The organism is Bosea sp. AS-1 (genome assembly GCF_002220095.1).
Taxonomy (GTDB): domain Bacteria; phylum Pseudomonadota; class Alphaproteobacteria; order Rhizobiales; family Beijerinckiaceae; genus Allobosea.
On sequence record NZ_CP022371.1, the window covers coordinates 84,094 to 105,843 of the forward strand.

At 67.6% G+C, this 21,750-nt stretch carries 28 protein-coding genes; 20 read left to right on the forward strand and 8 right to left on the reverse strand.

Going from position 1 to position 21,750, the window contains the following annotated elements:
- Positions 1 to 8: 8 nt before the first annotated feature.
- The 6 genes from CE453_RS01480 to CE453_RS01505 all read right to left on the reverse strand — a co-directional run bounded on the left by CE453_RS01480 (position 9) and on the right by CE453_RS01505 (position 3,270).
- Positions 9 to 569, reverse strand: a complete 561-nt coding sequence (locus CE453_RS01480) for a hypothetical protein (protein WP_248307722.1) — start codon at positions 567 to 569, stop codon at positions 9 to 11.
- A 116-nt stretch (positions 570 to 685) separates the two neighbouring features.
- On the reverse strand, positions 686 to 1,234 hold the full coding sequence (locus tag CE453_RS01485; RefSeq protein WP_089172975.1) for a hypothetical protein: 549 nt from the start codon (positions 1,232 to 1,234) through the stop codon (positions 686 to 688).
- Positions 1,231 to 1,800 carry a thermonuclease family protein gene (locus CE453_RS01490; protein ID WP_248307723.1) on the reverse strand — a complete coding sequence of 190 codons (570 nt, stop codon included), beginning with the start codon at positions 1,798 to 1,800 and terminating at the stop codon, positions 1,231 to 1,233. Before CE453_RS01490 ends, CE453_RS01485 begins: the two co-directional genes overlap by 4 nt.
- 4 nt (positions 1,801 to 1,804) lie before the next feature.
- Positions 1,805 to 2,143, reverse strand: coding sequence for a single-stranded DNA-binding protein (locus CE453_RS01495; RefSeq protein ID WP_089172977.1), 339 nt, complete (start codon positions 2,141 to 2,143; stop codon positions 1,805 to 1,807).
- A 28-nt stretch (positions 2,144 to 2,171) separates the two neighbouring features.
- Positions 2,172 to 2,774 (reverse strand): succinoglycan biosynthesis protein exoi, encoded by a 603-nt coding sequence (locus CE453_RS01500; RefSeq protein ID WP_089172978.1) that lies wholly within the window; start codon positions 2,772 to 2,774, stop codon positions 2,172 to 2,174.
- Between the two features lies 1 nt (position 2,775).
- The gene (locus tag CE453_RS01505) at positions 2,776 to 3,270 is read right to left on the reverse strand and encodes a hypothetical protein (protein ID WP_089172979.1); all 495 of its coding nucleotides are present in this window, start codon (positions 3,268 to 3,270) and stop codon (positions 2,776 to 2,778) included.
- Positions 3,271 to 3,382: 112 nt separating this feature from the next.
- Between CE453_RS01505 and CE453_RS01510 the strand changes: the two genes are divergently transcribed.
- From CE453_RS01510 to virB9, 12 genes are read left to right on the forward strand one after another with little or no spacing between them, the layout of a single operon-like run.
- Complete coding sequence (locus CE453_RS01510) at positions 3,383 to 4,108, forward strand: lytic transglycosylase domain-containing protein (RefSeq protein ID WP_089172980.1); 726 nt, start codon at positions 3,383 to 3,385, stop codon at positions 4,106 to 4,108.
- 13 nt (positions 4,109 to 4,121) lie between these two features.
- Positions 4,122 to 4,424, forward strand: coding sequence for a TrbC/VirB2 family type IV secretion system protein (locus tag CE453_RS01515; RefSeq protein WP_089172981.1), 303 nt, complete (start codon positions 4,122 to 4,124; stop codon positions 4,422 to 4,424).
- Positions 4,421 to 4,717, forward strand: coding sequence for a VirB3 family type IV secretion system protein (locus CE453_RS01520; protein ID WP_089172982.1), 297 nt, complete (start codon positions 4,421 to 4,423; stop codon positions 4,715 to 4,717). Before CE453_RS01515 ends, CE453_RS01520 begins: the two co-directional genes overlap by 4 nt.
- Positions 4,718 to 4,724: 7 nt before the next feature.
- Positions 4,725 to 7,136, forward strand: a complete 2,412-nt coding sequence (locus tag CE453_RS01525) for a VirB4 family type IV secretion/conjugal transfer ATPase (protein WP_089172983.1) — start codon at positions 4,725 to 4,727, stop codon at positions 7,134 to 7,136.
- Entirely contained in the window at positions 7,133 to 8,020 is an 888-nt protein-coding gene (locus CE453_RS01530) for a hypothetical protein (RefSeq protein WP_089172984.1), read from the forward strand. The genes CE453_RS01525 and CE453_RS01530 overlap by 4 nt, the downstream gene beginning before the upstream one ends.
- Before the next feature lie 10 nt (positions 8,021 to 8,030).
- Positions 8,031 to 8,381, forward strand: coding sequence for a hypothetical protein (locus tag CE453_RS29190; protein ID WP_248307724.1), 351 nt, complete (start codon positions 8,031 to 8,033; stop codon positions 8,379 to 8,381).
- Entirely contained in the window at positions 8,369 to 8,743 is a 375-nt protein-coding gene (locus tag CE453_RS29195; protein ID WP_248307725.1) for a hypothetical protein, read from the forward strand. Before CE453_RS29190 ends, CE453_RS29195 begins: the two co-directional genes overlap by 13 nt.
- Before the next feature lie 53 nt (positions 8,744 to 8,796).
- Positions 8,797 to 8,985 (forward strand): hypothetical protein, encoded by a 189-nt coding sequence (locus CE453_RS01540; RefSeq protein ID WP_089172985.1) that lies wholly within the window; start codon positions 8,797 to 8,799, stop codon positions 8,983 to 8,985.
- Positions 8,982 to 9,179, forward strand: a complete 198-nt coding sequence (locus CE453_RS01545) for a hypothetical protein (protein WP_089172986.1) — start codon at positions 8,982 to 8,984, stop codon at positions 9,177 to 9,179. Before CE453_RS01540 ends, CE453_RS01545 begins: the two co-directional genes overlap by 4 nt.
- A gap of 7 nt (positions 9,180 to 9,186) precedes the next feature.
- Positions 9,187 to 10,317 carry a TrbL/VirB6 family protein gene (locus tag CE453_RS01550; protein WP_089172987.1) on the forward strand — a complete coding sequence of 377 codons (1,131 nt, stop codon included), beginning with the start codon at positions 9,187 to 9,189 and terminating at the stop codon, positions 10,315 to 10,317.
- A complete protein-coding gene (locus CE453_RS01555; RefSeq protein ID WP_089172988.1) occupies positions 10,314 to 11,027 on the forward strand; it encodes a VirB8 family type IV secretion system protein in 714 nt (237 codons plus the stop codon). The genes CE453_RS01550 and CE453_RS01555 overlap by 4 nt, the downstream gene beginning before the upstream one ends.
- Positions 11,024 to 11,827, forward strand: a complete 804-nt coding sequence (virB9, locus tag CE453_RS01560; protein WP_089172989.1) for a P-type conjugative transfer protein VirB9 — start codon at positions 11,024 to 11,026, stop codon at positions 11,825 to 11,827. Before CE453_RS01555 ends, virB9 begins: the two co-directional genes overlap by 4 nt.
- Here virB9 and CE453_RS29200 read toward each other — a convergent pair.
- Positions 11,782 to 12,102, reverse strand: coding sequence for a hypothetical protein (locus tag CE453_RS29200; protein ID WP_248307726.1), 321 nt, complete (start codon positions 12,100 to 12,102; stop codon positions 11,782 to 11,784). The two genes, virB9 and CE453_RS29200, sit on opposite strands and share 46 nt — an antisense overlap.
- 360 nt (positions 12,103 to 12,462) lie before the next feature.
- Here CE453_RS29200 and virB10 point away from each other — a divergent pair, with 360 nt between their 5' ends.
- The 6 genes from virB10 (at position 12,463) to CE453_RS29590 (ending at position 17,462) form a co-directional block, all read left to right on the forward strand.
- The gene (gene virB10 / locus CE453_RS29205; protein ID WP_248307727.1) at positions 12,463 to 13,182 is read left to right on the forward strand and encodes a type IV secretion system protein VirB10; all 720 of its coding nucleotides are present in this window, start codon (positions 12,463 to 12,465) and stop codon (positions 13,180 to 13,182) included.
- Positions 13,145 to 14,185, forward strand: coding sequence for a P-type DNA transfer ATPase VirB11 (gene virB11 / locus CE453_RS01570; protein ID WP_089172990.1), 1,041 nt, complete (start codon positions 13,145 to 13,147; stop codon positions 14,183 to 14,185). The genes virB10 and virB11 overlap by 38 nt, the downstream gene beginning before the upstream one ends.
- On the forward strand, positions 14,182 to 16,224 hold the full coding sequence (locus tag CE453_RS01575) for a type IV secretory system conjugative DNA transfer family protein (protein WP_248307728.1): 2,043 nt from the start codon (positions 14,182 to 14,184) through the stop codon (positions 16,222 to 16,224). The genes virB11 and CE453_RS01575 overlap by 4 nt, the downstream gene beginning before the upstream one ends.
- Positions 16,167 to 16,319, forward strand: coding sequence for a hypothetical protein (locus tag CE453_RS29210; RefSeq protein WP_248307729.1), 153 nt, complete (start codon positions 16,167 to 16,169; stop codon positions 16,317 to 16,319). Before CE453_RS01575 ends, CE453_RS29210 begins: the two co-directional genes overlap by 58 nt.
- Before the next feature lie 748 nt (positions 16,320 to 17,067).
- Complete coding sequence (locus tag CE453_RS29435; RefSeq protein WP_089172991.1) at positions 17,068 to 17,262, forward strand: DUF2478 domain-containing protein; 195 nt, start codon at positions 17,068 to 17,070, stop codon at positions 17,260 to 17,262.
- A 116-nt stretch (positions 17,263 to 17,378) separates the two neighbouring features.
- The gene (locus CE453_RS29590; RefSeq protein ID WP_472840950.1) at positions 17,379 to 17,462 is read left to right on the forward strand and encodes a hypothetical protein; all 84 of its coding nucleotides are present in this window, start codon (positions 17,379 to 17,381) and stop codon (positions 17,460 to 17,462) included.
- Positions 17,463 to 17,670: 208 nt separating this feature from the next.
- Here CE453_RS29590 and CE453_RS01590 read toward each other — a convergent pair whose 3' ends face one another.
- A complete protein-coding gene (locus CE453_RS01590) occupies positions 17,671 to 18,621 on the reverse strand; it encodes a helix-turn-helix transcriptional regulator (RefSeq protein ID WP_089172993.1) in 951 nt (316 codons plus the stop codon).
- Positions 18,622 to 18,796: 175 nt separating this feature from the next.
- Between CE453_RS01590 and CE453_RS01595 the strand changes: the two genes are divergently transcribed.
- Both CE453_RS01595 and CE453_RS01600 read left to right on the forward strand, forming a co-directional pair.
- Positions 18,797 to 19,282, forward strand: a complete 486-nt coding sequence (locus tag CE453_RS01595; protein WP_089172994.1) for an arsenate reductase (azurin) small subunit — start codon at positions 18,797 to 18,799, stop codon at positions 19,280 to 19,282.
- Between the two features lie 147 nt (positions 19,283 to 19,429).
- Entirely contained in the window at positions 19,430 to 21,637 is a 2,208-nt protein-coding gene (locus CE453_RS01600; protein ID WP_089172995.1) for a molybdopterin-containing oxidoreductase family protein, read from the forward strand.
- The last annotated feature ends 113 nt before the right edge of the window (positions 21,638 to 21,750 follow it).

Sequence of the window (21,750 nt, forward strand, 5' to 3'; positions counted from 1 at the left end):
TCTCCTTCTCATTGCGGACCCGCGGCGGGCGCGAGCGGCGCAAGCGGTATGGCGAGCGAGCAGCCCTCCACCGCCTTGTGGTTCACGATCATCCCGGTCCTCAGCGTCCGGGTCTGCACGTCGTAGGACGCGTACGCGGCGGATGCGGCCGGGTCGGGCGGCGCGCCGGGGGCGAGCTCGAGGAAGCAGGCGCGGCCTCCGTCCATGGTGCGGACCTGCACTCCCTCGTAGACCGCGATGCGCAGCGGGCAGAGCTTCACCGTCGCGCGCGCGCCGGGCGCGACCGACTTCACCGTGCAGCCGATCGCGGTGTCGAGGACGCTGAGGACGACGGAACGCCGGCTGCTCCAGATCACGAAGTGCGCCTCGGTGACGGGCGCGTTGCCGCCGGCGAAGCGGCGGTCGCCCCGTGCGCGGTATCCTTCGTTGTTGCGCTCGATTGCCTCTTTCCAGATGTCGGCGTAGGTGGCGGTCGCGGGGGAGGGGCGCTGCAGGTCGGCGTAGGACATCGGCCGCCAGGAGCCCGGGTCGGGCGTCACCGATTGCGCGAGGGATTGAACGTCCGACATAGCGAGCCCAGCCAGCAAGAACGAGGCGAGCGCAGCCTTCCGAGCAAACGCCCGCGGCACCTTACAACATCTAATATACTGTCTCAACCCCGACCGCGTCCGCATGGCGCAGGCCGCTACTCGTAGCGGTCGCGGCCCGGGACCCACCACCAGAAGTCCTTCGGCGAGCGCTCGCGGTTGCGCCACGGCACGGCGGTGCGCGGCGGGTAGACGGGCTGCATGCTCCAGGCGTCGGCGTAGTAGTAGAAGTTCGCCGTCTCGCGCCGCACGCGGCGGCCGCCCGCGTCGAGGAAGTCGGTGGCGCAGTGCACGACGGGGCCGCTGTAGCGGGTCACGCGCGCCGTCTGGGCGTCGAGCGCGCCGGGCTTGCAGCCGAACAGCCAGACCGAGGCGGGGTACGCGCGGTCGGGCGGAGCCGAGGCGAGCAGGCGGTGGTACGCCGCGTTCGCCTCGGGCTGGGTCGGGTAGGGGAAGCGCTCAGTCAGGATGGGCGCGAAGGTCGAGCGGTCGGGGGCGTACTCGAGGCGGCCGGGCTTGACCTGCGCCGGCGCGTACATCGGCTCCGGCAAGGGCGGGCCGAGGTCGGCCGCCGGCGGGCGCGGCCCGGCGCAGCCGCAGAGCGACAGCGCCAAGGGAGCGACGAGGGCGAGGGCTGCGCGGATCATCGCGTCGCCTCGCTGCGCGCGGGGGACGGTGCCGGGTGGCTGGCGCGCCAGTCCCACGGCATCTGGAAGGTGCTGGACCAGAGGCCGCGGTAGGCCTTGCGCGCCTCCTGCTCCGCCAGCGCGTACGCGCGGATGGCCGGGTCCGCGTCGGTGCCGGGCTTGGCGACGGCGACGCCGGCGCGCAGCATGTCCGCCGCGAGGTCGGGGTGGCCCGCCGTCGCGCAGCGGACCAAGCGCTCGCCCGCCTCCTCGCGCAGCGTCGCGCAGGCGAGCCACGCGTTGAGCGTCGCGGTGACGAGCCACGCGGTCGCCATCGTCCCGCACGGCCACGGCTGGCGGCCGAGGCGCGCCGTCTGGCCCGGCGCGCAGGTTTCGATGCCGTAGAGCTGGTAGGCCTGGCCCGTCTCGATGTCGCGGAAGCGCTGGCCGTCGACGACCTCGACGCGCAGCGGCGGAGACTGCGGCGGGATCTTCGGCGCGTAGATGCCGGCGTCCCGCTCCGCCGGCTGCGAGGCGGCTACGCCGCCTCCCGCCGCGGCGAGGAGGACCGCTGTCAGCAGCAGCACGCGGTCACGCCGCGGCATCGTCGCGGGCGCCGAGGTCGAGCTTGTTGAAGACGCTGGCGATGATGTCGGTCGTGTAGACGGTCTCGCCGTCCTTCTTGTACGACCCGTCGGCGATCCGGCACTCCGCGTAGACGGGGTCCCCCTTCGCGACGTTGGCGATGACCCAGGCGGCGGCCTTCTCGTTGAGGATGCTGACGGTGACCCAGTCCGTCTCCTCGTGGCGCTCGCCCTTGCCGTCGGTCCACGCCCGGTCGGTGGCGATGTTGACCTTGGCCGACTTGTTGAAGGCTTTCGGCGCCTGGCCGACGAAGCCGCGGACGATGAAAAGGTTTGTGGTTCGCATGCTCGCTCCTCTGGTTGGCAGTGGTGGCTCAGGGCTTTTTCGCCGCATCCGGCGGGGCTGCTGGCTCGGCGCCCGCTTGGTTCCGGCGCAGCGCGCGCAGGATGATCGCGTTCGGGTCGGGCACGTCGGCGAAGGCCCAGAAGCCGGCCTTGGCGCGCTGGGCGACGAGCTGCGCGACGAAGTAGGGCGTGTGGACCGGCTGGCCGTCGGGCTTCAGCGCGGCGAAGGCGAAGCCCGTCGAGATCAGCGCCGTGCCGAGGTCGATGCGCCAGCCTGCGGCCGCGCCCTTGGTCGGGCTCGCGAGGCAGAACACGAAGACGGTCCGGAGCTGGCGCGACTCGGCCGCGTCGTAGCACTGCGGGCGCAGGTCGCGGGCGAGCGCCGCGAGCATGGCGAGGGAGGCCTCGCCGCAGTCGCGCTTGAGGCCGTGGGCGTTGGTGAAGTCGGTGCCCCTGAGGCAGGCCTGCACGCCGTAGAGGCGGTAGGTGACGCCTGACGACGACCAGCTGTCGCCGGTCAGGTAGACGGCGTCGTCCGGAATCGGAAACCAGGGCGACGCCCCCTGCGCGGCCGCCGGCGCGGCGAAGAGGACCGCCGCGAGGACTGCCGCCGAGGCCGCAGCGGGCGCCACCCTAGTAGCCCTGCAGCGAGAAGTAGAACCGCTGGACCCCGTTCGCGGTGCTGATGTCGACGAAGTAGGGGTCGCTCCGGCGCGCCCTCGCCGTCGTCGGGTAAGTCGTGGTGCAGCCGCCGTCCCCGCCCGAGCAGCTCCGCTGCGGCTTCGACAGGTCGGCGCAGAGCTCGCCGTCCGGCGAGGGCGTCACCGCGCCGCCCGCAGAGCCCGTGGCGGCCGTCAGCCCGGCCGGGCAGGCTTGGTAGGGCTCGTAGCCCGGCCTGCTGGCGTGGCCCTCCGAACACGACGGCCAGCCGCCGCCGTGCGCGAGCTGGCGAAACAGCTCCTGCATCGCCGGGACGCAGTAGGGGATGCCGGACCAGCCCGGGCTGCTCGCCGCCGCGCACAGCAGGACCTTGCAGCCGAACGACGCGTCCTGCGCTGCCGCCGGCGCGGCGGCGGCGGGCGCGAGGCCGAGGCAAAGCACGGCCGACAAGGCTGCGAAGCGGTTCATCCACCCCTCCCGATCGAACTGGGGACGTCGGGCAAGAAGCTGTTGCCAAGAAGCTGTTGCCAAGATATCAATATCTAATATATTGTCTATTGAAAAATGGAGGCAGGCTGGCATGCGGAAGGGGGTGGCTGCAATCGGGTTGGGCGTTCTCGCCGCTTGCGGCGCTGCCCGCGCGCAGGACCTCCCGAAGCAGCCCCGCCTCGCGGCTGTCGACGCCTCCGGCCGAATCCTGCCGCTCGACGCCTTCGCGCTCGGAACCAGGGCGACCGCCGCAGGGCCGTGCCCGGCCGCGAAGGCCATGGCCCCCGAGGACGCCAAGGCGCTCGTGGCGCGCATAGCGGCGGAGGAGGGGTTCTACCCCGACCTCGTCCAGGCGGTGGCGAAGAGCGAGAGCCACTACGACTCCGCCGCGCTGTCCGACAAGGGCGCCTTCGGGCTGATGCAGCTGCTTCCGCAGACCGCCGACCGCTTCAAGGTCGAGCTGTGCGATCCGGCCGGCAACGTCCGCGGCGGCGTCCGATTCCTGCGCAGCCTGCTCGACAAGTACAACAACCCGTTCTTCGTCCTCGCCGCCTACAACGCCGGCGAGGACGCGGTCGCGAAAAGCCGCGGCGTGCCGCCCTACCCGGAGACCGTCCGCTTCGTCGCCCAGGTCGTCAACGACGTCTACGGCTGGCCCGGCCCGGGCGCGCCTGAGCGCGGCGCCGCCGGCACGCTCGCGACCGCGCAGCCCGACGTGGTCGAGGTCAGGCCCAAGGACGAGCTTCCGCGCCCGGCCTCAAGCAAACCGCCAGGAAAAGGGGAGTGGAGCGATGGCTTCGTCATGCACGTCGACTGAGAGGGAGGACTTAATGAAGCGACTGCTTTCGCGCGGGCCGGCAGCGCTCGCACTGCTGGCGATGAGCGCCGTCGACGCCGCGGCGCAGTCCGGCGGGACGCTCCAGCCCGTGCAGTCGACGCTGACGCAGCTCGTGCAGGCGCTGACCGGCCCGATCGCCACCGCGCTCGCGACGCTGGCCGTGATCGCCTGCGGCCTGTTCGCGTGGTCGGGCCGGCTGACCTGGGGCATCGCCGGCAGCGTCATCTTCGGCATCGTGCTGGTGTTCGGGTCGGCGCAGATCGTCCAGTTCTTCCAGTCGGCGGTCGGCCAATGACCGAGAGCGAGCTCGACGACCCCCTCATCACGCCGCTGGTCAAGGCGCTGACCCGCGCGCCGACGCTGATGGGCGTGCCCTACATGTACTTCATGTTCAACGGCGTGGTGTCGAGCGTCTGCTTCCTCGTCACGCACAACCTGCTGATGCTGCTGGTCGCCATCCCGCTGCACCTGTTCGGCTACGTCATGACGCTGAGGGACGACAGGATCTTCGAGATCCTGTTCGTGCGCTCGACGAAGTGCCCGCCGCGCACGCGCGCCTTCTGGGGCGCCGACAGCTACTCACCGTGAGGCGGCGATGGTCGCGCGGGCGCTCCTCGACGAACTGACCTACGGCGCCGTGTCGCGGCGGGAGCGGCCGGTCGCGTCGCACATCCCCTACACGCGCCACGTCGACGACAACATCGTCAAGACGCGCGACGGCCTCGTCCTCACCGTGCTCAAGCTCGACGGCTACTCGTTCGAGACCTCCGACATGAGCGAGGTCAACGCACGGCTCCTCGGCCGCAACGACATCGTCCGCACGCTCGCCAACTCGCGCTTCGCGCTCGCGTCCCACATCGTGCGCCGCGAGGTGCAGCCGCGCATCGCCTCGACCTTCGACAACGCGCTCTGCCGCGAGATCGACGAGCGCTACGACGCCGCGCTGTCGAAGCGGCGGATGTTCGTCAACGACATCTACCTCACCATCGTGCGCCGCCCGCTGCAGGGGCAGGCGGGCACGTTCGACGCGCTGATGACGAAAGCGCTGGGCCGCAGGGACGCGGCGGGCGAGTCGGTCGCCATGCAGACCGCGCTCAACGAGCTCAGGGACGCGGCGACCGCGCTCCGCGAGAACCTCGCCGCCTACGGCGCGCGCCAGCTCGGCGTGGTGCGGCGCGACGGCGTTTGGTTCTCCGAGCCGCTCGAGTTCCTCGTCCAGATCGTCGACGGCGGGCTGCCTCGCCCGATGCACCTGCCGCGCATGAACCTCGCCGACGCCCTTTCGCTGAAGCGCATCTTCTTCGGCCGCAACGCCATCGAGGTCCGCGGCGCGGGGCCAGAGGACACGCGCTTCGCGGCGATGATCTCGATCCGCGAGTACCCGGCGCAGAGCGGCCCCGGCTCGTTCGACAACCTTCTGCGCGTCCCGCACGAGTTCATCGCGACGCAGACCTTCGCCATCGTCGACCGGCCGGTCGCCGCAAAGCAGATCGACCGCGTGTCGCGGCAGGTCGACATGTCCGACGAGGCGGGCTCGATCGTCGCCGAGCACCTCGACGAGGCGCGGGACGAGCTGCTCGCCTCGGAGGCGATCTACGGCGAGCACCACATGACCGTGATGTGCCTCGGCCGCGACCTCGCGGAAGTCGGGGCCGCCGTGACCGCGGCGGGCGCCGCGCTGACGGACCGCTCGGTGATTTGGGTGCGTGAGGACCTGAACTGCGAGCCGGCGTTCTGGGCGCAGCTGCCCGGCAACTTCGCCTACATCGCGCGCAAGGCCGTGATCTCGTCGAAGAACTTCGCCGGCTTCGCGTCGCTGCACAACTACCCGAGCGGGAAGCCGGACGGAAACCACTGGGGGCCGGCGATCTCGGTGTTCGAGACCACATCGCAGACGGCCTACTACTACAACCACCACGTCCGCGACATCGGCAACTTCACCGTCGTCGGCCCGACGGGCTCCGGCAAGACGGTGTTCCTCTCCTTCATCGCGGCGCAGACGCAGCGGATCGAGCCCCGCCCGAAGGTCGTCTTCGTCGACAAGGACCGCGGCGCCGAGATCTTCATCCGGGCGCTCGGCGGCCAGTACGAGGCGCTCGTCCCCGGCGAGCCGACGGGCTTCAACCCGCTGTCGCTGCCCGACTCGGCGGCGAACCGCGAGTTCCTCTACCAGCTCTTCGCCTTCATGCTGAGGCCGGCCAAGGGCGGCGACCTCTCCGCGTCCGAGGAGCAGGTCATCCGCAACGCGATCGCCGCCGCGCTCGCGGCGGGGCCGGAAGGGCGGACGCTCAAGGCGTTCTCGACCCTGCTGCGCGGCCGCATCAGGGCGGGCGAGGGCGACCTGCTGGCGCGGCTGGAGAGCTGGATGCGGCCGGACCAGCGCGGCTGGCTGTTCAACAACGACGAGGACCAGTTCGCGATCTCGAGCATCTTCGGCTTCGACATGACGCGCGTGCTCGACGACCCGGTCATCCGCGCCGCGGCGCTGATGTACATCTTCCACCGCACCGACGAGCTTCTGACCGGCGACCCCGTCATGATCTTCCTCGACGAGGGCTGGCGGCTGCTCGACGACGAGGTGTTCGCCTTCTTCATCCGCGACAAGCTGAAGACCATCCGCAAGCAGAACGGGATCATCGGCTTCGGCACGCAGTCGGCGGCCGACATCGTGCGCTCGCGCGCCTCCAACACGCTGATCGAGCAGACCAGCACGAACATCTTCTTCCCCAACCCGAAGGCCGACGACGAGAGCTACAGGCAGGCCTTCCGCCTCTCCGGCCGCGAGGTGGACTGGATCCGCAGCACCGTCCCCGAGAGCCGCTCGTTCCTGATCAAGCACGGCCGCGACAGCGTCGTCGCGCGCCTCAACCTGTCGAGCATGCCGGACCTGATCAAGGTCCTGTCGGGCAGGACGGAGACCGTCGCCGAGCTCGACGCGCTCCGCGCCCGCGTCGGCGACGACCCGGCGGCCTGGCTGCCGATCTTCCTCGGGAGGGACCAGTCGTGAGGCGCGCGCTCATCGCCTTCGCCTTGCTGACGGCGCTCGCCGCGCAGGCCCGCGCCTCGATCCCCGTCGACGACGCCGCGCAGCTCACCCAGCACTCGGTGACGGCGAGCACGACCGTCAAGCTCGTCCCGGTGACGACGCAGCGCAAGGACGCCAACAACGGGGTCAAGTGCGCGGTCACGACAGGCAAGAAGGCCAGCGTCACCGACCCGACCGTCAAGCCGCAGGACGGCGCGGGCAGCCAGGAGATCCACGCCTACGCGCCGGACCTGCCGGCGACGCCCGACCCCGCCGCGCAGGGCGCCGCGCTCAGCAGCCAGACGCTGTTCAAGTCGAGCGGCGACGTCGTCGCCGGCGTCGACGCCAGCCGCTCGACGCTCTCGGCCGCGCAGTCGGGCTTCAAGGCGGCCGGCCAGCAAGTCGGCACCGCGACCACCGTGATGGCGGCGATCGACATGAACAGCGCCGCGCGCCTGCAGAACGACTTCGCCTGGAACGGCGTCACCGGCTCGACCAACCTCTGGGTCACCGCGCTCAACGCGCTGAACCTCGCAATGGCGAGCGACACCAGCCGCGCGGCGGGCGGGATGCGGGCCGCGGCCGCAAGCCCCCAGCCAAGGGGCCCGTCCTGCCCGTCCGGCATGGCTGGGAGCGGCACGGCGTCGGACCCGTGCCGGGCTCCCACCGGCTGCTCCACCACGCCGCCGGGGACGCCTACCGACCCCGGCTGCGTCGCCGCCCGCTACGTCGACACCGACGGCGACGTCGTCTTCTACCTCGCGCGGGCGCAGGACGCCGCGTCGAGCGCGCCTGCAGGGGATGCGCCCCTGACCGTGGCCGACGTCGCCGCCGCGCTCGCCGCCATCAACGCCAACAGCCGCTAGGGAGGACCTCATGCGGACCATGCTTCCCCTCGTCACCGGGCTCGCCTTCGCCGCACACGCCTCGCAGGCGCTGGCGCAGGTGCCCGTCATTGACAACGCCAACCTGCAGAAAGCCCAGGAGATCGCGACCAGCACGCAGAAGATCCTGAGCGCCGACCAGCAGATCATGCAGTTCACGCAGAAGACGCTGCAGGCTGTGACGGGCGACCGCTCCTCGCAGGCGCAGGGCACGCTGGCCCAGATGGCGCTCGGCAGCGGCTTCTCGATGGCGCAGGCACCATCGCTCGGGTCCGTGATCTCCGGGGGCGCGCTCTCGTTCGCGGGCATGGGTCGAACTCGCAGAACATCGTGTCGACGCTGATCAACGGCCTCCAGCTCGTGCAGACGATCACCGGCCTCGCCAGCGGCCAGACCCACCCGGTCGACACGGCCTACAAGAACTCGGTCAACGTCGCGGCGACCTTGTCGGGCCTCATCAACTCGACGCAGGGCGCGATTCAGCAGCGCTCCAGCGCGTTCAAGCAGGGCGGCCAGCAGATCGGCCAGGCGCAGGACCTGAAGGGGAGCATCGACCAGAACACGCAGGTCCAAGTCCAGACCGGCTTGACGATCAACGAGCTCAACGGCGTCGTGAACAACGCCGCGGCGGCCGCGAACCAGGCCAACCTCGACCGCATCGCCGCGGAGTCGGCGGCCGCGCGCGCGATGAAGTTCTCGCAGTGAGCGCCGCGGGTGGAGCACGGCTGCGCGGCCGGCAAAAGGGAGTGACGAAGGGAATGTCGAAGACCACTGTCATCGCGATCGCAATCGTGGCCGTCGTCGTGGGCATCGCCGTCGGACGCTACGCCTTGCGTCCCGCCGCGCCGCCCGCCGCCACGGCGAGCCAGCCGACCCCGCAGGACGGCGCCGCGGAGTCCGCCTCGCGCGCGATGACGTTCACCCAGCCGAAGGCGCCCGGGAAGTGAGGGGCGCGCTTGCCCTCCTTGCGACCCTCGCGGCCGCTCTCGCGCTCGGCGGCTGCGCCTACAAGCCGCTGAAGGCGCCGTGCTCGCCGGACGAGGGCGGAACGCCGCTCGCCTACACGGAGCTCGCTCCGACGCCGCCCGCCGCGGCCGCGATCCGCGGGGTCGACTCGTGCGGCCCGATGCGGCCGATCTGAGGGCGCGATGGCGAACGGCTTCAACATCACGTCGCTGCTCCAATCCGTCGACCAGCTCGGCCAGAACTACGTCTCGACGGCCTACCAGGCGCTCGCGAACGCAGCCACCTCGGGCGGCGCGACCGGCGTCGCGGGGCTGCTGCTGACGCTCTACGTCATCTTCTGGGGCGTCGGCATCTGGCAGGGCACTGCGACCGGCGGCCCGGCGGACCACGCCTTCCGCCTGTTCCGCGCGGTGATGATCTACGTGCTCGCGACGCAGTGGGGTGACTTCCAGACCCTGGTCTACACAGCGCTCAACGACGGCCCGTCGGCGATCGGCAACGCGCTGCTGAGCGCCGTGACCTCCGCCAACAACACCGGCACGTCGGCCAACCTCACCTCGGTCAACGGCGTCCAGACGGCGCTGCAGAACATGTGGGACACGACCAACACCGCGACCGAGGCCTTCCTGCAGAACGCCGGCATCACCAACTGGGGGCCGTACATCTTCGCCGCGGTGTTCTACGTCGTCATGGCGATCCTGATCGGCTTCGCGATCTTCCTGATCGTGCTGTCGAAGATGTTCATGTGGCTGCTGCTGGCGCTCGCGCCGCTCTTCATCATCCTGCTGCTGTTCGGCGTCACGTCGCGCTTCTTCAGCGGCTGGATGAGCTCGCTGGCGCAGTACTTCCTGGTGCAGGTTCTCGTCTACGCCTTCCTCGCCTTCTACGTCTCGCTGATCCAGCAGTCGATCGACATGCTCAACGGCGTCGGCAACTCCAAGTCGGCGACCTGGGCGACCATCGGCCCGGTCGTGCTGCTCGCCATCATCGGCATCCTGCTGCTCAGCCAGATCAACAACATGGCGGCCGCGATCGCCGGAGGCATCCCGATCTTCTCGCCGCGCATCGGCGCGGTCCTCGCGACCGCTTCGGGCTACAGGCTCGGCGCGGCCGCGAACCGCGCGCGCCTCGCGTTCCGCAACCCGCTCAACCCCGCCTCGATGTCGCGCCGCGAGGAGCTCGCCTCGCGGCAGCGCGCGCGGGTCGGCCTGCGCTCGGCGAGTTGGGCGCAGTCGGCGGAATTCCGGCGCCTCGCCGACCAGCTGCGCAACCCCGGAACGCCGCCGTCGGCGCAGACGGGAGGGCGGCCATGACGGAGGGCACGGCAGGGGAGACGCGCGTCGACCCGCGCTACTACGCGGAGGGCGCGACGTGGGAGCGCGACATCGCGCGGCGCAACCGCAACTCGCGCGCGCTCGCCTGGATCGTCGCTGCCGCGATGACGGTCGTCGCCGTTACGGCGCTCGGCGTGCTGGCGCTCCTCGTGCCGCTGAAGACCTACGAGCCCTACATGGTCGTCGTCGACAAGACGACGGGCTTCGTCGAGGTCAAGCGGCCGATGGCCGAGGGACCGCTGACGCAGGACGAGGCCGTCACGATGTTCAACGTCGTGCGCTACATCAAGGCGCGCGAGACCTACGACCCGAAGGCGTTGAAGGACAATTTCGACCTCGCGCAGCTGCTCGCCGCCGGCGACGCGGCGCGCGAGCTCACGGAGATCTACTCGCCGGCCAACCCGAGCAACCCGGTGAAGCTCTACGGCACCAACACGGAGGTCAGCGTCGACATCAAGTCGGTGACGTTCCCGAACAATCGCACCGCGCTGGTGCGCTTCTCGACCGACGAGAAGTCCGCGACGAACATCGTCACCCGGCACTGGGTGTCGCTCGTGCGCTTCCGCTATACCTCGTCGCCGATGCGCAACGAGTGGCGGTTCGACAACCCGCTCGGCTTCCAGGTGCTCGAGTATCGCCGCGACCAGGAGTCGGCGCCGACGCCCCGCACGGTCGGTGCGCAGCAATGAAGCGTTTTGTCGTCGCGATCACGCTCTTGATGGCGCTCCCTTCCGGCGCGGCCCTCGCCGAGTCCACGCCGCGTCCGGGCCGCCTCGACTCGCGCATCCGCAACGTCGTCTACAGCCCGGACAACGTCACGGCGATCGACGCGTCCTACGGGACGTCGACGATGATCGAGCTGCAGCCGGACGAGAAGATCGAGACGCTGGCACTCGGCGATTCCATCGCCTGGCGGGTGGAGCCGAACCGCAAGGGCGACATCATCTTCGTCAAGCCGGTGGAGAAGAACGCGCAGTCGAACCTGAACGTCGTGACCGACAAGCGCATCTACACCTTCCTGCTGCGCTCGAACACGCGCCCGGCCGCCGGCCAGATCTACGCGGTGCGCTTCCGCTTCCCCGACGACGAGGCCAATGCGAGACTGCTCGCGGAAGCCAAGGAGCGCGCGGCGAACCCGAACCTGAAGGCGCTCAACATCGCCAACGCCAACAGCGACTACGGCTACAAGGGGTCGTCGGCGAACAAGCCGGTCGCGGTGTTCGACGACGGGACGAAGACCTGGTTTCGCTTCGAAGGCGAGACGCCGGCGATCTACATCGTCGACGCCGACCGCAACGAGAGCCTCGTCAACTACCGGACCGAAGGGCCCTACGTCGTCGTCGACAAGGTGTCGCCGCAGTGGACGCTGCGCAACGGCAAGGAGTCGACCTGCATCTTCAACCGCCGCCTGACGAACGTGCACGAGCCGAACGGGCTCGAGCCCTACGCGCCCCAGCGCGTCGGCGCGGCAGCGACTTCGGGAGGCTGAGCGCCGATGCCGACCGCCGACGAGTACCGATCGCTGGAGATGGACGCCGCCGCCGCGACCTCCGTCGCGCGCGGCCGCACCGCGCTCGGACGCTTCCTGAAGGTCGCGGTCCCGCTCGGCGCGCTCGCCGTCGCCGGCTGGCTCGTCTGGGGCACGCTGTCGCGGCGCACGTCGACGATGACGACGCCAGACAAGGAGGCGTTCACCACCACGCAGTTTCCGGCGCCGTCGCTGTCGACACCGCGGCCGCAGACCAACCAGGGAACGATCGTCATCCCGCCCGCCCCGCCCGAGCAGCCGCCGCCAGCTCCCCCGGTCGCGCCTCCGCTCGCGCTGCCGCCCCGCCGGCGCCGGAGCCGCCGCTGGCGGCAGCGCCCCCCAACGACGACGAGACACGCCGCCTCGCCGAGCTCGAGCGCCAGCGCCTGGAGGAGGAGCGCAAGCGCTGGGAGCGGCTGCGCGCGCCGCAGGTCATCGACGACAACGCCGCAGCGGCCGCGACGGCCCCCAACGGCGACGAGAGCGGCCGGGCCGCAGCCGGCGCCGACGACGACCCGAACCGGCGCTTCCTCGCGTCGGTCTCCTCCGCGGGCGTCGAGGTCGCCCGCGCGACGAAGAACAACCGGATCGACGCGTTGGTCGCGCAGGGCACCTTCATCCGCGGCGTGCTGGAGACGGCCGTGCAGAGCGACCTGCCGGGAATGGTGCGCGCCGTGGTGACGGAGAACGTGTGGTCGTTCGACGGCCGCCGCGTGCTGATCCCCGCCGGCAGCCGCCTCATCGGCGAGTACAAGTCGGGAATCGCGCAAGGCCAGACGCGGGTCTTCATCGTCTGGACCCGCATGCTGCGCTCCGACGGCGTGTCGGTGCAGCTCGGCTCGAACGGCGCCGACGACCTCGGCCGGGCCGGTAACGCCGGCTTCGTCGACAACCACTACCTCGAGCGTTTCGGATCTGCGGTCATGCTGTCGCTGGTCGGCGGCGCGGCGCAGTTCCTCAGCGCCTACGGCCAGAACACCAACGGCTACGGCAACGGCACGGTGATCACGTCGACCGACCCGGTCACCGGCGTGGTGACGCAGACGCAGACGGGCGTGAACCAGAACCAGCTCTCGCTGCAGGCGCGCGAGATCGCCGCGCAGAACATCTCGCAGACCCTGACCAACATCGCGCAGGAGGCGCTCCGCAACTCGATCAACATCCCGCCGACGATCTACCTCGACCAGGGCACGCGCATCATCGTGTTCGTGCGCCGCGACCTCGACTTCTCGGCGCTCTACCCCGACCCGGTCAAGGAAGCCCTGAGGGAGCTCAAGCGTGAACGCGCCGGCGCGAAGCCTGACAGTCTTCATTGACCGCGCGCTCGAGCCGGTGCGGCCCTGGCTCGAGGACGACCAGGTCGTCGAGATCTGCGCCAACGGCCCCGGCGAGGTCTGGGTCGAGCGCTTCGGCCAGTCCGCCATGGAGCGCCACGACGTGCCGGCCCTGACCGAGCACGCGATCCGCCACCTGGCCGAGCGCGTCGCCGGCCACTCCGGGCAGAGCGTCAACGAGGAGCACCCGCTGCTGTCGGCCGCGCTGCCGACCGGCGAGCGCTTCCAGGGCGTGATCCCGCCGGCGACGACCGCCGGCGGCGCCTTCGCGATCCGCAAGCAGGTCATCAAGGAGATGCGGCTCGACGACTACAGGCGGCTCGGCTCCTTCGCGAAGGTGAGGACCGCGGAGGAGGGCGCGCTGTCCGACGTCGACCGCGCGCTCTGCGAGCACCTGGACGCCGGCCGGATCGAGGAGTTCATCCGCCTCGCCGTGGTCAACCGCTACTCCATCCTGCTCTCGGGAGGGACGAGCTCGGGCAAGACCACGTTCCTGAACGCGATCCTGAAGGAGGTGCCGGCGGAGGAGCGCATCATCACGATCGAGGACACGCGCGAGGTCAACCCGGTCCAGAGGAACTACCTGCCGCTGGTCGCCTCGAAGGGCGACCAGGGCGAGGCGCGGGTCACGGTCGAGACGCTGCTGCAGGCCTCGATGCGGCTTCGGCCCGACCGCATCTTCCTCGGCGAGATCCGCGGCGCGGAGGCCTACTCGTTCCTGCGCGCTATCAACACCGGCCACCCCGGCAGCATCACGACCGTCCACGCCGACAGCTCGGCCGGCGCGTTCGAGCAGCTTGCCTTGATGGTGATGCAGGCCGCGCTCGGCCTGCGGCGCGACGAGATCATCGCCTACATCAAGTCCGTGCTGCCGATCGTCATCCAGCAGACGAAGGTCGGCGGCTGGCGCGGCACGTCGGAGGTCTACTTCTCGCGGATGGCCGACTGGCGGCGCGAGGGCGCGAAGCGGGAGGCCGCGCCGTGAGCCGGGTCGTGGCCTACCGGGTCGGCGTCGGGCTCCTCTGCGCTCTGGCGTTCTGGCTGCTCTGGAGCCTCGCCTACGAGGTGGTGGTCGCGCTGCGCTGGGCGCCGCACCGCTTCCCGAGCGAAGGCGCCTCGCGCTGGGCGCTGTTCGCGATGCAGAACGCAGACCGCTCGGCCGACTTCTTCCTCGTCGCGTGGCGGCACTTCCACGACCGCCTCGTCTACGCACCGACGCGGGCCGAGGCGCTGGTCCGCGCCGGCTACGCTGCGGCGGCCGTCGTCGCGCTTGGCCTCGGCGGCGCTGTCTTCGCCTACGTCAACCGGCGCCAGATGCCCTACGGGGCCGCCCGATTCGGCAGCGTCATGGAGGCGGCGAAGCAGGGGCTGACCTCCAAGCGCGGCATCGTGCTCGGCACGCTCAGCGGCGCCACGCTCCGCTCCGACGAGCCGGCGCACGTCCTCGTCGTGGGGCCGTCGCGCTCCGGCAAGGGCACCGGCTTCGTGCTGCCGAACGGCTACCTGTGGGAGGGGTCGGCCGTCTTCTTCGACCCGAAGCGCGAGAACTTCGAGGCGCTCGCCAACCACCGCGGGCGAAAAGGCAACAAAGTGTTCATGTTCTCGCCGGGCTCGAACGACACGCACCGCTACAATCCGCTCGACTTCGTGCGCCGCGACGAGCGCATGGCGACCGACTGCCTCGTCGTCGCGTCGTTCGTGATCCCCGAGAAGGCCGACGACACCTGGGCCGGCGCCGGGCGCCTCCTGCTGTCCGCGCTGATCGGCTACGTGCTCGCCTCGCCGCTGATCGCCGGCGCGCAGCACATGCGCACCGTCGCGCGGATGACGACGACAGGCAAGGACATCTCATCGGTGCTGCGCGCGATCGTCAAGACGGAGCGCCAGCACCTGCCGACCTGGGTCGTCGACAGCTTCAACCAGTACATCGCGCTGGAGCCCGAGACGCGCAACAGCGCCGTGTTCAACGTCAACATGGCGATGTCGCTGTGGAACAACGGGCTGATCTCGGCCGCGACGGAGACGTCCGACTTCGACATCCGCGAGCTGCGGCGCACGCCGATGACGATCTTCATCGGCTGCACGATCGCGGAGCTCTCGATCTTCCGGCCGCTGATCCGCATCCTCTTCCAGCAGATCCACGACCTCTTGATGGTGAAGATCCCCGGCGACGACGAGCCGCACCAGCTGCTGCTGATGCTCGACGAGTTCTACCACGTCGGGCGCATGGACTCGCTGATCTCCAAGATCACGATTAGCGCGGGCTACGGCTTCCGCATGGCGATCGTCATGCAGGACCTCGCGCAGCTTGACGAGCTCTACGGCAAGAATACGCGCGTCACGACGGTCTCCGGCTCGCAGATCAAGCTGTTTATCCAGATCAACGACCTCGAGACGTCGGAGTTCGTGTCGGAGATGCTCGGCGAGACGACGCAGGTCTACAAGACGCCGATCCAGCGCCCGGGGCAGGGGATCTTCGCTCCGCGCGTCTGGGCGCCGCACTACACGCCGCGGCCGCTGCGCAGCCCGCTCGAGCTGCGCGAGATGTCGTCGCGCCTCTCGATCCTGATGGTGAAAAACTCGCCGTCGTTCGAGCTGACGAAGATACGTCATTACCAAGACAAGCCGTACCGCGGCTACTTCGAGCGCGCGAAGGGCTCGCCGCCGGTCCTGCCGCGGCTGCGCCTCTGGCAGGACGAGGCCCTGCAGGGCGCGATCAACCCGGCTCCCGAGCAGCAGGAGGCGCAAGACGAACCCGCGACGGCATCGCGGCCGCGAAAGGCGCCCGCGCGGCGCCAGCCGCAGCGCCCGGCCGCGAAAGCCAGGAGCGCCCCCGCCGGGCACGAGGAGGCGGCGTCGCCGGCGCTCGCGCTGCGGCGCCCTGGCGCTCCGCCGCCCAAGCCCGAGCCACGCAAGACGCTCAGCCTCGGCGCGCAGCCTGCCGCTCCCCGGGGGAGAGCTGCGACGTGCGCGAGATCCTCGCCGCCGCGGCGGAAGAGCAGGACGACGGCTTCAAGGCGATGACGGCCGTGCTCCGCGGGGAGCAGGGGCCGAAGGTCCGGCAGGCCGTCGACACGCTCGACGCGCTACACCGCGCGTTCGGCGACGACGACAAATAGGTAACGGTTCGAAGGAAACGTCGCGGTCCGGAAATCGTCAGATCAGGAGAGGTGCGCCTTGCCCGCCGCTGGAGCATGCTCCGACCCGGATAGCCGAGGACGAGAGCGGGCGGTAAGTTGCCGCCATCTTACTTGACCGCTGTAAGGACAGCGCTGGTCCGGGACCCCGTAGGAACCGGTTGCGGGTGGCGAGAACAAACTCCTGATCGAGATGTTGGAAAGCGAGAGACGTGCATCTCTCGGTTTGCGCCGGCTAGCTTAGGTTCGAGCTTGGACGACCGCGTATCTTGAAGCCGGGCGTGAGAACGGGCATGACGGTGCAAGAAACAACATCGAAGGATGGAGGTGGCAGATTGCGCTTTGCCTATGCGCTGCACCCGGCTACGATCTTATTATTCCTTGCCATCAGATACTTTGGAACGAGCGTTTTGGCACAATGGCCCAATCCGCTCGTGCTAGTTCACGGTGATGTAACCCTTGAAGTAATTTTACTCTTCGTTCTGACGCTTATTCTGTTCGTCATTGAGACAGTCGGATTCCTGATTGCAGTCCGCCGGCACAACCTAGCCCAATATCCGACTTTACTAATATAGAATATACGCTCCTTCGCTCCTTTGGGCGATGATCCCACCGTCAGCCTCCCGGCAATCGCCAGCTGACAATCCGGCCGCCGGCGATGTGGTGACCCACACCCAGCTACACCACGCTGCGGGACACGATCCTCGGATCGCCGTCGGAGAAATGCGCGATGCTTAATCTCGTTGATCTTCGCTCAGGCCAGCGGGCGCGGATCACCCAGACTCGTGGCAGAGAATCGCGCGGTTGCAAGCTCGATGAGCAGGGACTCGTCGCTCTTTCGCACCGTATCGATGCTTCAATCGCTGACCGCGTTGACCTCATCGTCATCAGCCGGTTCGGCAGGGCAGAAGCCGCCGATGGGTGATGGTTTGCTCGCCTATGTAGCGCGACAATGAAGCTGAGAGTCTTTTCATCAAGATTGTCGCGCTACACGCCTGCTTCACTGAGCCAGTTTGCGCCGGCATTCCGCTTCTAACCGCAGTGCGAGAGCCCTATGTTGAGCGGTGGCGCGAATTTCATGGCGGTTTGGCTGTTGATTTGCCGACCTCTCCGGAGGCGTTCTGAATTGGTTTTGGTCCGCCGCTCGGATGCAGGAATGCAGACGGCAGCTCCTGCGCCACCCAGCATCCCGATGATTGGAACTTCCCCACTCGGAGACGCCGAGAAAGGCACCGCCGCCAGCAGAGCTATAATCAGTTGCAGCATAGATGGCCGTAGACGGCGCGCGAGGCTTCGCAAGGCCCGGTGGCTCGATCGAAGTATTCGGCGCGTATCAGCTCGCGTTTTGGACCAGCATGGCCAATTGGATTCGCTTGTGAGCGCCACACTTAGACATAATATGGCGCACATGGTTCTTCACAGTATGCGTGCTGAGTTGCAGTCTTTCGGCAATGCTGGCGTCAGTCAGTCCCCGGTAGAGGAGCGCTAGAACCTCACGTTCCCGGAGGCTCAAACTTGCAAGCCGGATCGCATCCGATATCTCGACGGCAGCGCTCCGTTGAGGGGCACTCGCCAAACGCACCACCGCTCGGAGGCTCGAAACCAGCTCTTCCTGCAATTCGCCTTGAGGTGTGCTGATCAGAAGGACTCTCGGCTGCACCTGGTCAGCATTCGCGAAGACTCGTCTTATTATTTTCTTGCGCCCCCTCTGCAAGCTGATGTCGAACGGCACATCCCAACCAACCTTCCCAAGACCACTCCTGATTGCGTGAGTGACCGCATCGTCTTTTTCATCGAGTTCGAACCATTCGAGCCACACGCCCCAAGTGGCACGAAAGAACTCGGTAGCCCAAAGCTGAAATTTCGTCACGGTGTCGAAATGCTGGCGGATCGCCTCAAACAGCTGCATCGTCGCTTGCGAGGGAGCGCCCAGCGGCCGAACCCGCAGGTGCATGAAGCCGTGTTCGCCCAACAGGTCGATCGTCCCCAGTTTGCAAATGGTTGAAACAAAACCTCCATTGGCCAGCTGGATCGGCCAAAGCGCATCGCAACCGCAGGCAAGATAGTCGTCAAGCATATCCCAGCAGCAGGACGTCCCAGCTGGCCCGGTTGGCGCAGTTGCAAGCAGGTCTTCGCAAGCGCATCCGCCCGTGGCCCGTTTGGCCAGTCGTTCAAAGGACTCCGTGGCAAACACCACCTGCCGGCGTGAGTCGATCAGAAGGCCCGGCTCCGCGAAACGACAAATGACGTCTTGTAGGAAGTGGTTCGAAACGACGTCCCTCATCAGGCCTCCGATGACACGTTTGTGTCATCATAGAATTTTTTGCAAGAAACAACAACGGGTTATTCCGAAAGCCAGCCTCTTGCGGTTTGTTTTGTCGGGGGTCGGGCGCTTGAGTCGGGCGCTTGCGCGCCTTTTTCCCCGGTAATCCGAATTCCATAAGACCACAGGAGGAAAAATGGACAACAAGTCAATCAAGCGGCGCGATGCGCTACGTCTTGCTGGCACGGTCGCGGCGGGTGGTGGACTGGCGGTGGCAGGGCTCGCAATGCCGGCGACCGCGGCATCGCCTCGCGTTCGCGTCGCTGCGCTGTCGCAAGTCGTTCCAGGCCAGCCCATCGAATTCAGTTTTCCAAAGGACGCCACAGCGGCGCTGATCGATCTTGGGGAGGCCGTTGCTGACGGCATCGGACCCAACAGCTCGGTCGTCGCCTACAGCGCGTTGTGCCAGCACATGGGCTGTCCGGTCGAATTCCGCGTCGACTCAAAGGAATTCGTCTGCGGGTGCCATGCAAGCCGTTTCGATGTGAGGCGCGGAGGGATGGCCGTCGAGGGGCCCGCCACGCGCGGTCTGCCACGTATCGCGCTCGAGATCGAAGACGGCGTTATCTATGCCACAGGCGTCGCCGGGGGCGTGGTCTATGGATACGCGTGCGACGCCTGATCCGATCTGCTCGGCAATGAAACAAGAACGGTTTGGGAGGAATGAACAGATGACAGAGGCATTCAAACCCGGTGCGCGGGTGCCGGGGACACGCCGGGGTTTTCTCAAGGGGCTTTGGCCGGGGGCGCTGCGTTCCCAGCACTGACCATGGGCACTGGGGCGAAAGCGCAGGGCGATCAAGGCTCTTGCCTGGAACTGCCGCCCGAAAACGCCGAAGTGTTCAACGCAACTTGCCAGTATTGCATGGTGCAATGCGGCTACAAGGTGCACGTGTGGGAACAGGGCACAGGCATCAAGCCTGAAGGCTCCTATACGGGTGCCCTTTCCGGGGAATGGTATTCGCCGTCTTTCGTGATTCCGGCCGAAAAAAACGGCAAACAAGTTTTCATCGCTGCCATTCCCGACAAGGATTGTGTCGTTAACGCCGGCGATTATTCGATCCGCGGTGGCACCAATGCCGAGACGCTGTTCTCCAAGAACCTTCCGACGGCTCACCGACGGTTGCTGCATCCGATGATCCGAAAGGGAGGGAAGGGGTCGCCGCTAACGCAGGTGAGCTGGGACGAGGCCATCGATTTTGTCGTGACCAATCTCGGGCGGATCAGGGATGAGCACGGCCCGGACGCCCTTTCCCTCGTGTGGGGCGATTGGCTCTACAACCTGCACACCTATGCGATGCTGAAGCTCTGGTTTACCGGCATCGGCTCGTCGACTCACGCTGGGAACGGCTGGTTCTACGACGAGGAAAGCGCCGGCATCTCCGCCGCGTTCGGCACCGGAACGCGCTCCTTCACTGAGGAGGATTTCGAGCTCACCAAGCTTCTGGTCACAGTCGGCACCAATATCGAGGCCAACGGCTCGGTCTGGTATCTTCGTTTCTACCAGAACAACATGTCAGGCGGGAGCGCCAAGCATATCGAGATCGATCCCCGCCGTACCTATCAGGCGCGGCTTGCCGAAGAACACGGTGGGCTGCACCTTCAGGTTCGGCCCGGTTCAGACGCCATTTTGCTCGGCGCGATCATCCGTGAGATCATCAATCGCGGCGGCTATGACAAGGAGTTCGTCGCGGAGTACGTTAACGGCTTCGACGGATTGCGCGAGACGGTGGCCGATGCGAAGTTCGAGCTTGCGGCTGCCGCCCGAGAGACCTGGGTCCCAGCGGACAAGATCCAGCGCGCCGTGGATATGCTGATCGAAGCGCGCGGCAAGACGATGATGCTGAACGAGAAGGGCATCATGCACCAGATGGCCGCCTTCGAGGCGCAGCACGCGCTGGCGGCACTCGGCGCCATTCTGGGCAATGTCGGCAAGCCGGGCGCCTGTACGTCGCGCGCGGGCGGACACCCTGGTGGCTCCCTCGTCTGGCCGCCTGAGCCTCCGAGCCGCAAGGACAACAACTACATGTATAAGCGCCTTGCGGCCGGCGGCATCAAGGCAACCTGGGCTTTTGGCTGCAACATCGCCAAGCAACTGCCATCCCTCACAAAATACCTGCCGATGATCAAAGAGACGTTCGTCATCGTGCAGGACCGGGCGCACACGGATATGGACGAATTTGCCGACGTCCTTTTGCCCGCCGCGACTTGGGGGGAAAACGATACCCTACTCACCAGCGTTACCCGCCGTCTGCGCATGACGCAGCAGTTCATGAATCCACCCGCCGAGGCAAGGCCCGATTGGTGGATCGTGTCGCAGATTGCCAAGCGGATGGGCTACAGCGGTTATGACTGGCAGACACCCAAAGACGTCTGGGACGAGATGCGGGTGCAAAGCGGCGACGTCAAGGACATCACTTGGGAAATGCTGCTGAAGGCCGGGACCAACGGGGTCCGCTTCCCCTACATCAATGGCAAGGCGCCCGAGCGCTTCTTTTCCGATGAGTATGCGCAACTCACGGGCAAGCGGTTTCCGACATCGGACGGTAAGGTGCACCTGGAAAAGACTGTTGTGCTGAAGGACTTCCGTGTCGGCCAGTATGAATGGCAGGAGATCAGCGGCGACTATCCACTGATGGCCATAGACTTCCGACTGAACGAGCTGTGGAACACCGGCTATACCTACTGGGAGAAGCCCACTGTCAGCGCTCGTACGCCGGATGCCTATATCCAGATCCATCCGGAGGACGCGAAAGCGCGGGGCATCGCAGAGGGCGAGATGGTCGAGATCCGATCGCCCTATGGCAAATGCAGAGGCGTAGCGCGCGTGACCGAAGATATCATCAAGGGCGTCGTCGGTATTCCAGCTCTCTTCCCCAAGGCAGGACAGGAATTCAATTTCGCGACACGCCCGCACGTTAGTCCGGTCAACGGCGACTTCGACACTATGGTCGCCTGCGATGTGGCAAAGGGCTAACCGGGCTTTTGCAAATCACCGGCGTTCTGTCGTTCAAGGCGAAGAGAAGGTACAGCGCCTCTTCATCGACGCCGCCGCGGTGTCAGGCCGCGGCGGGGTGACCTCATTCACTG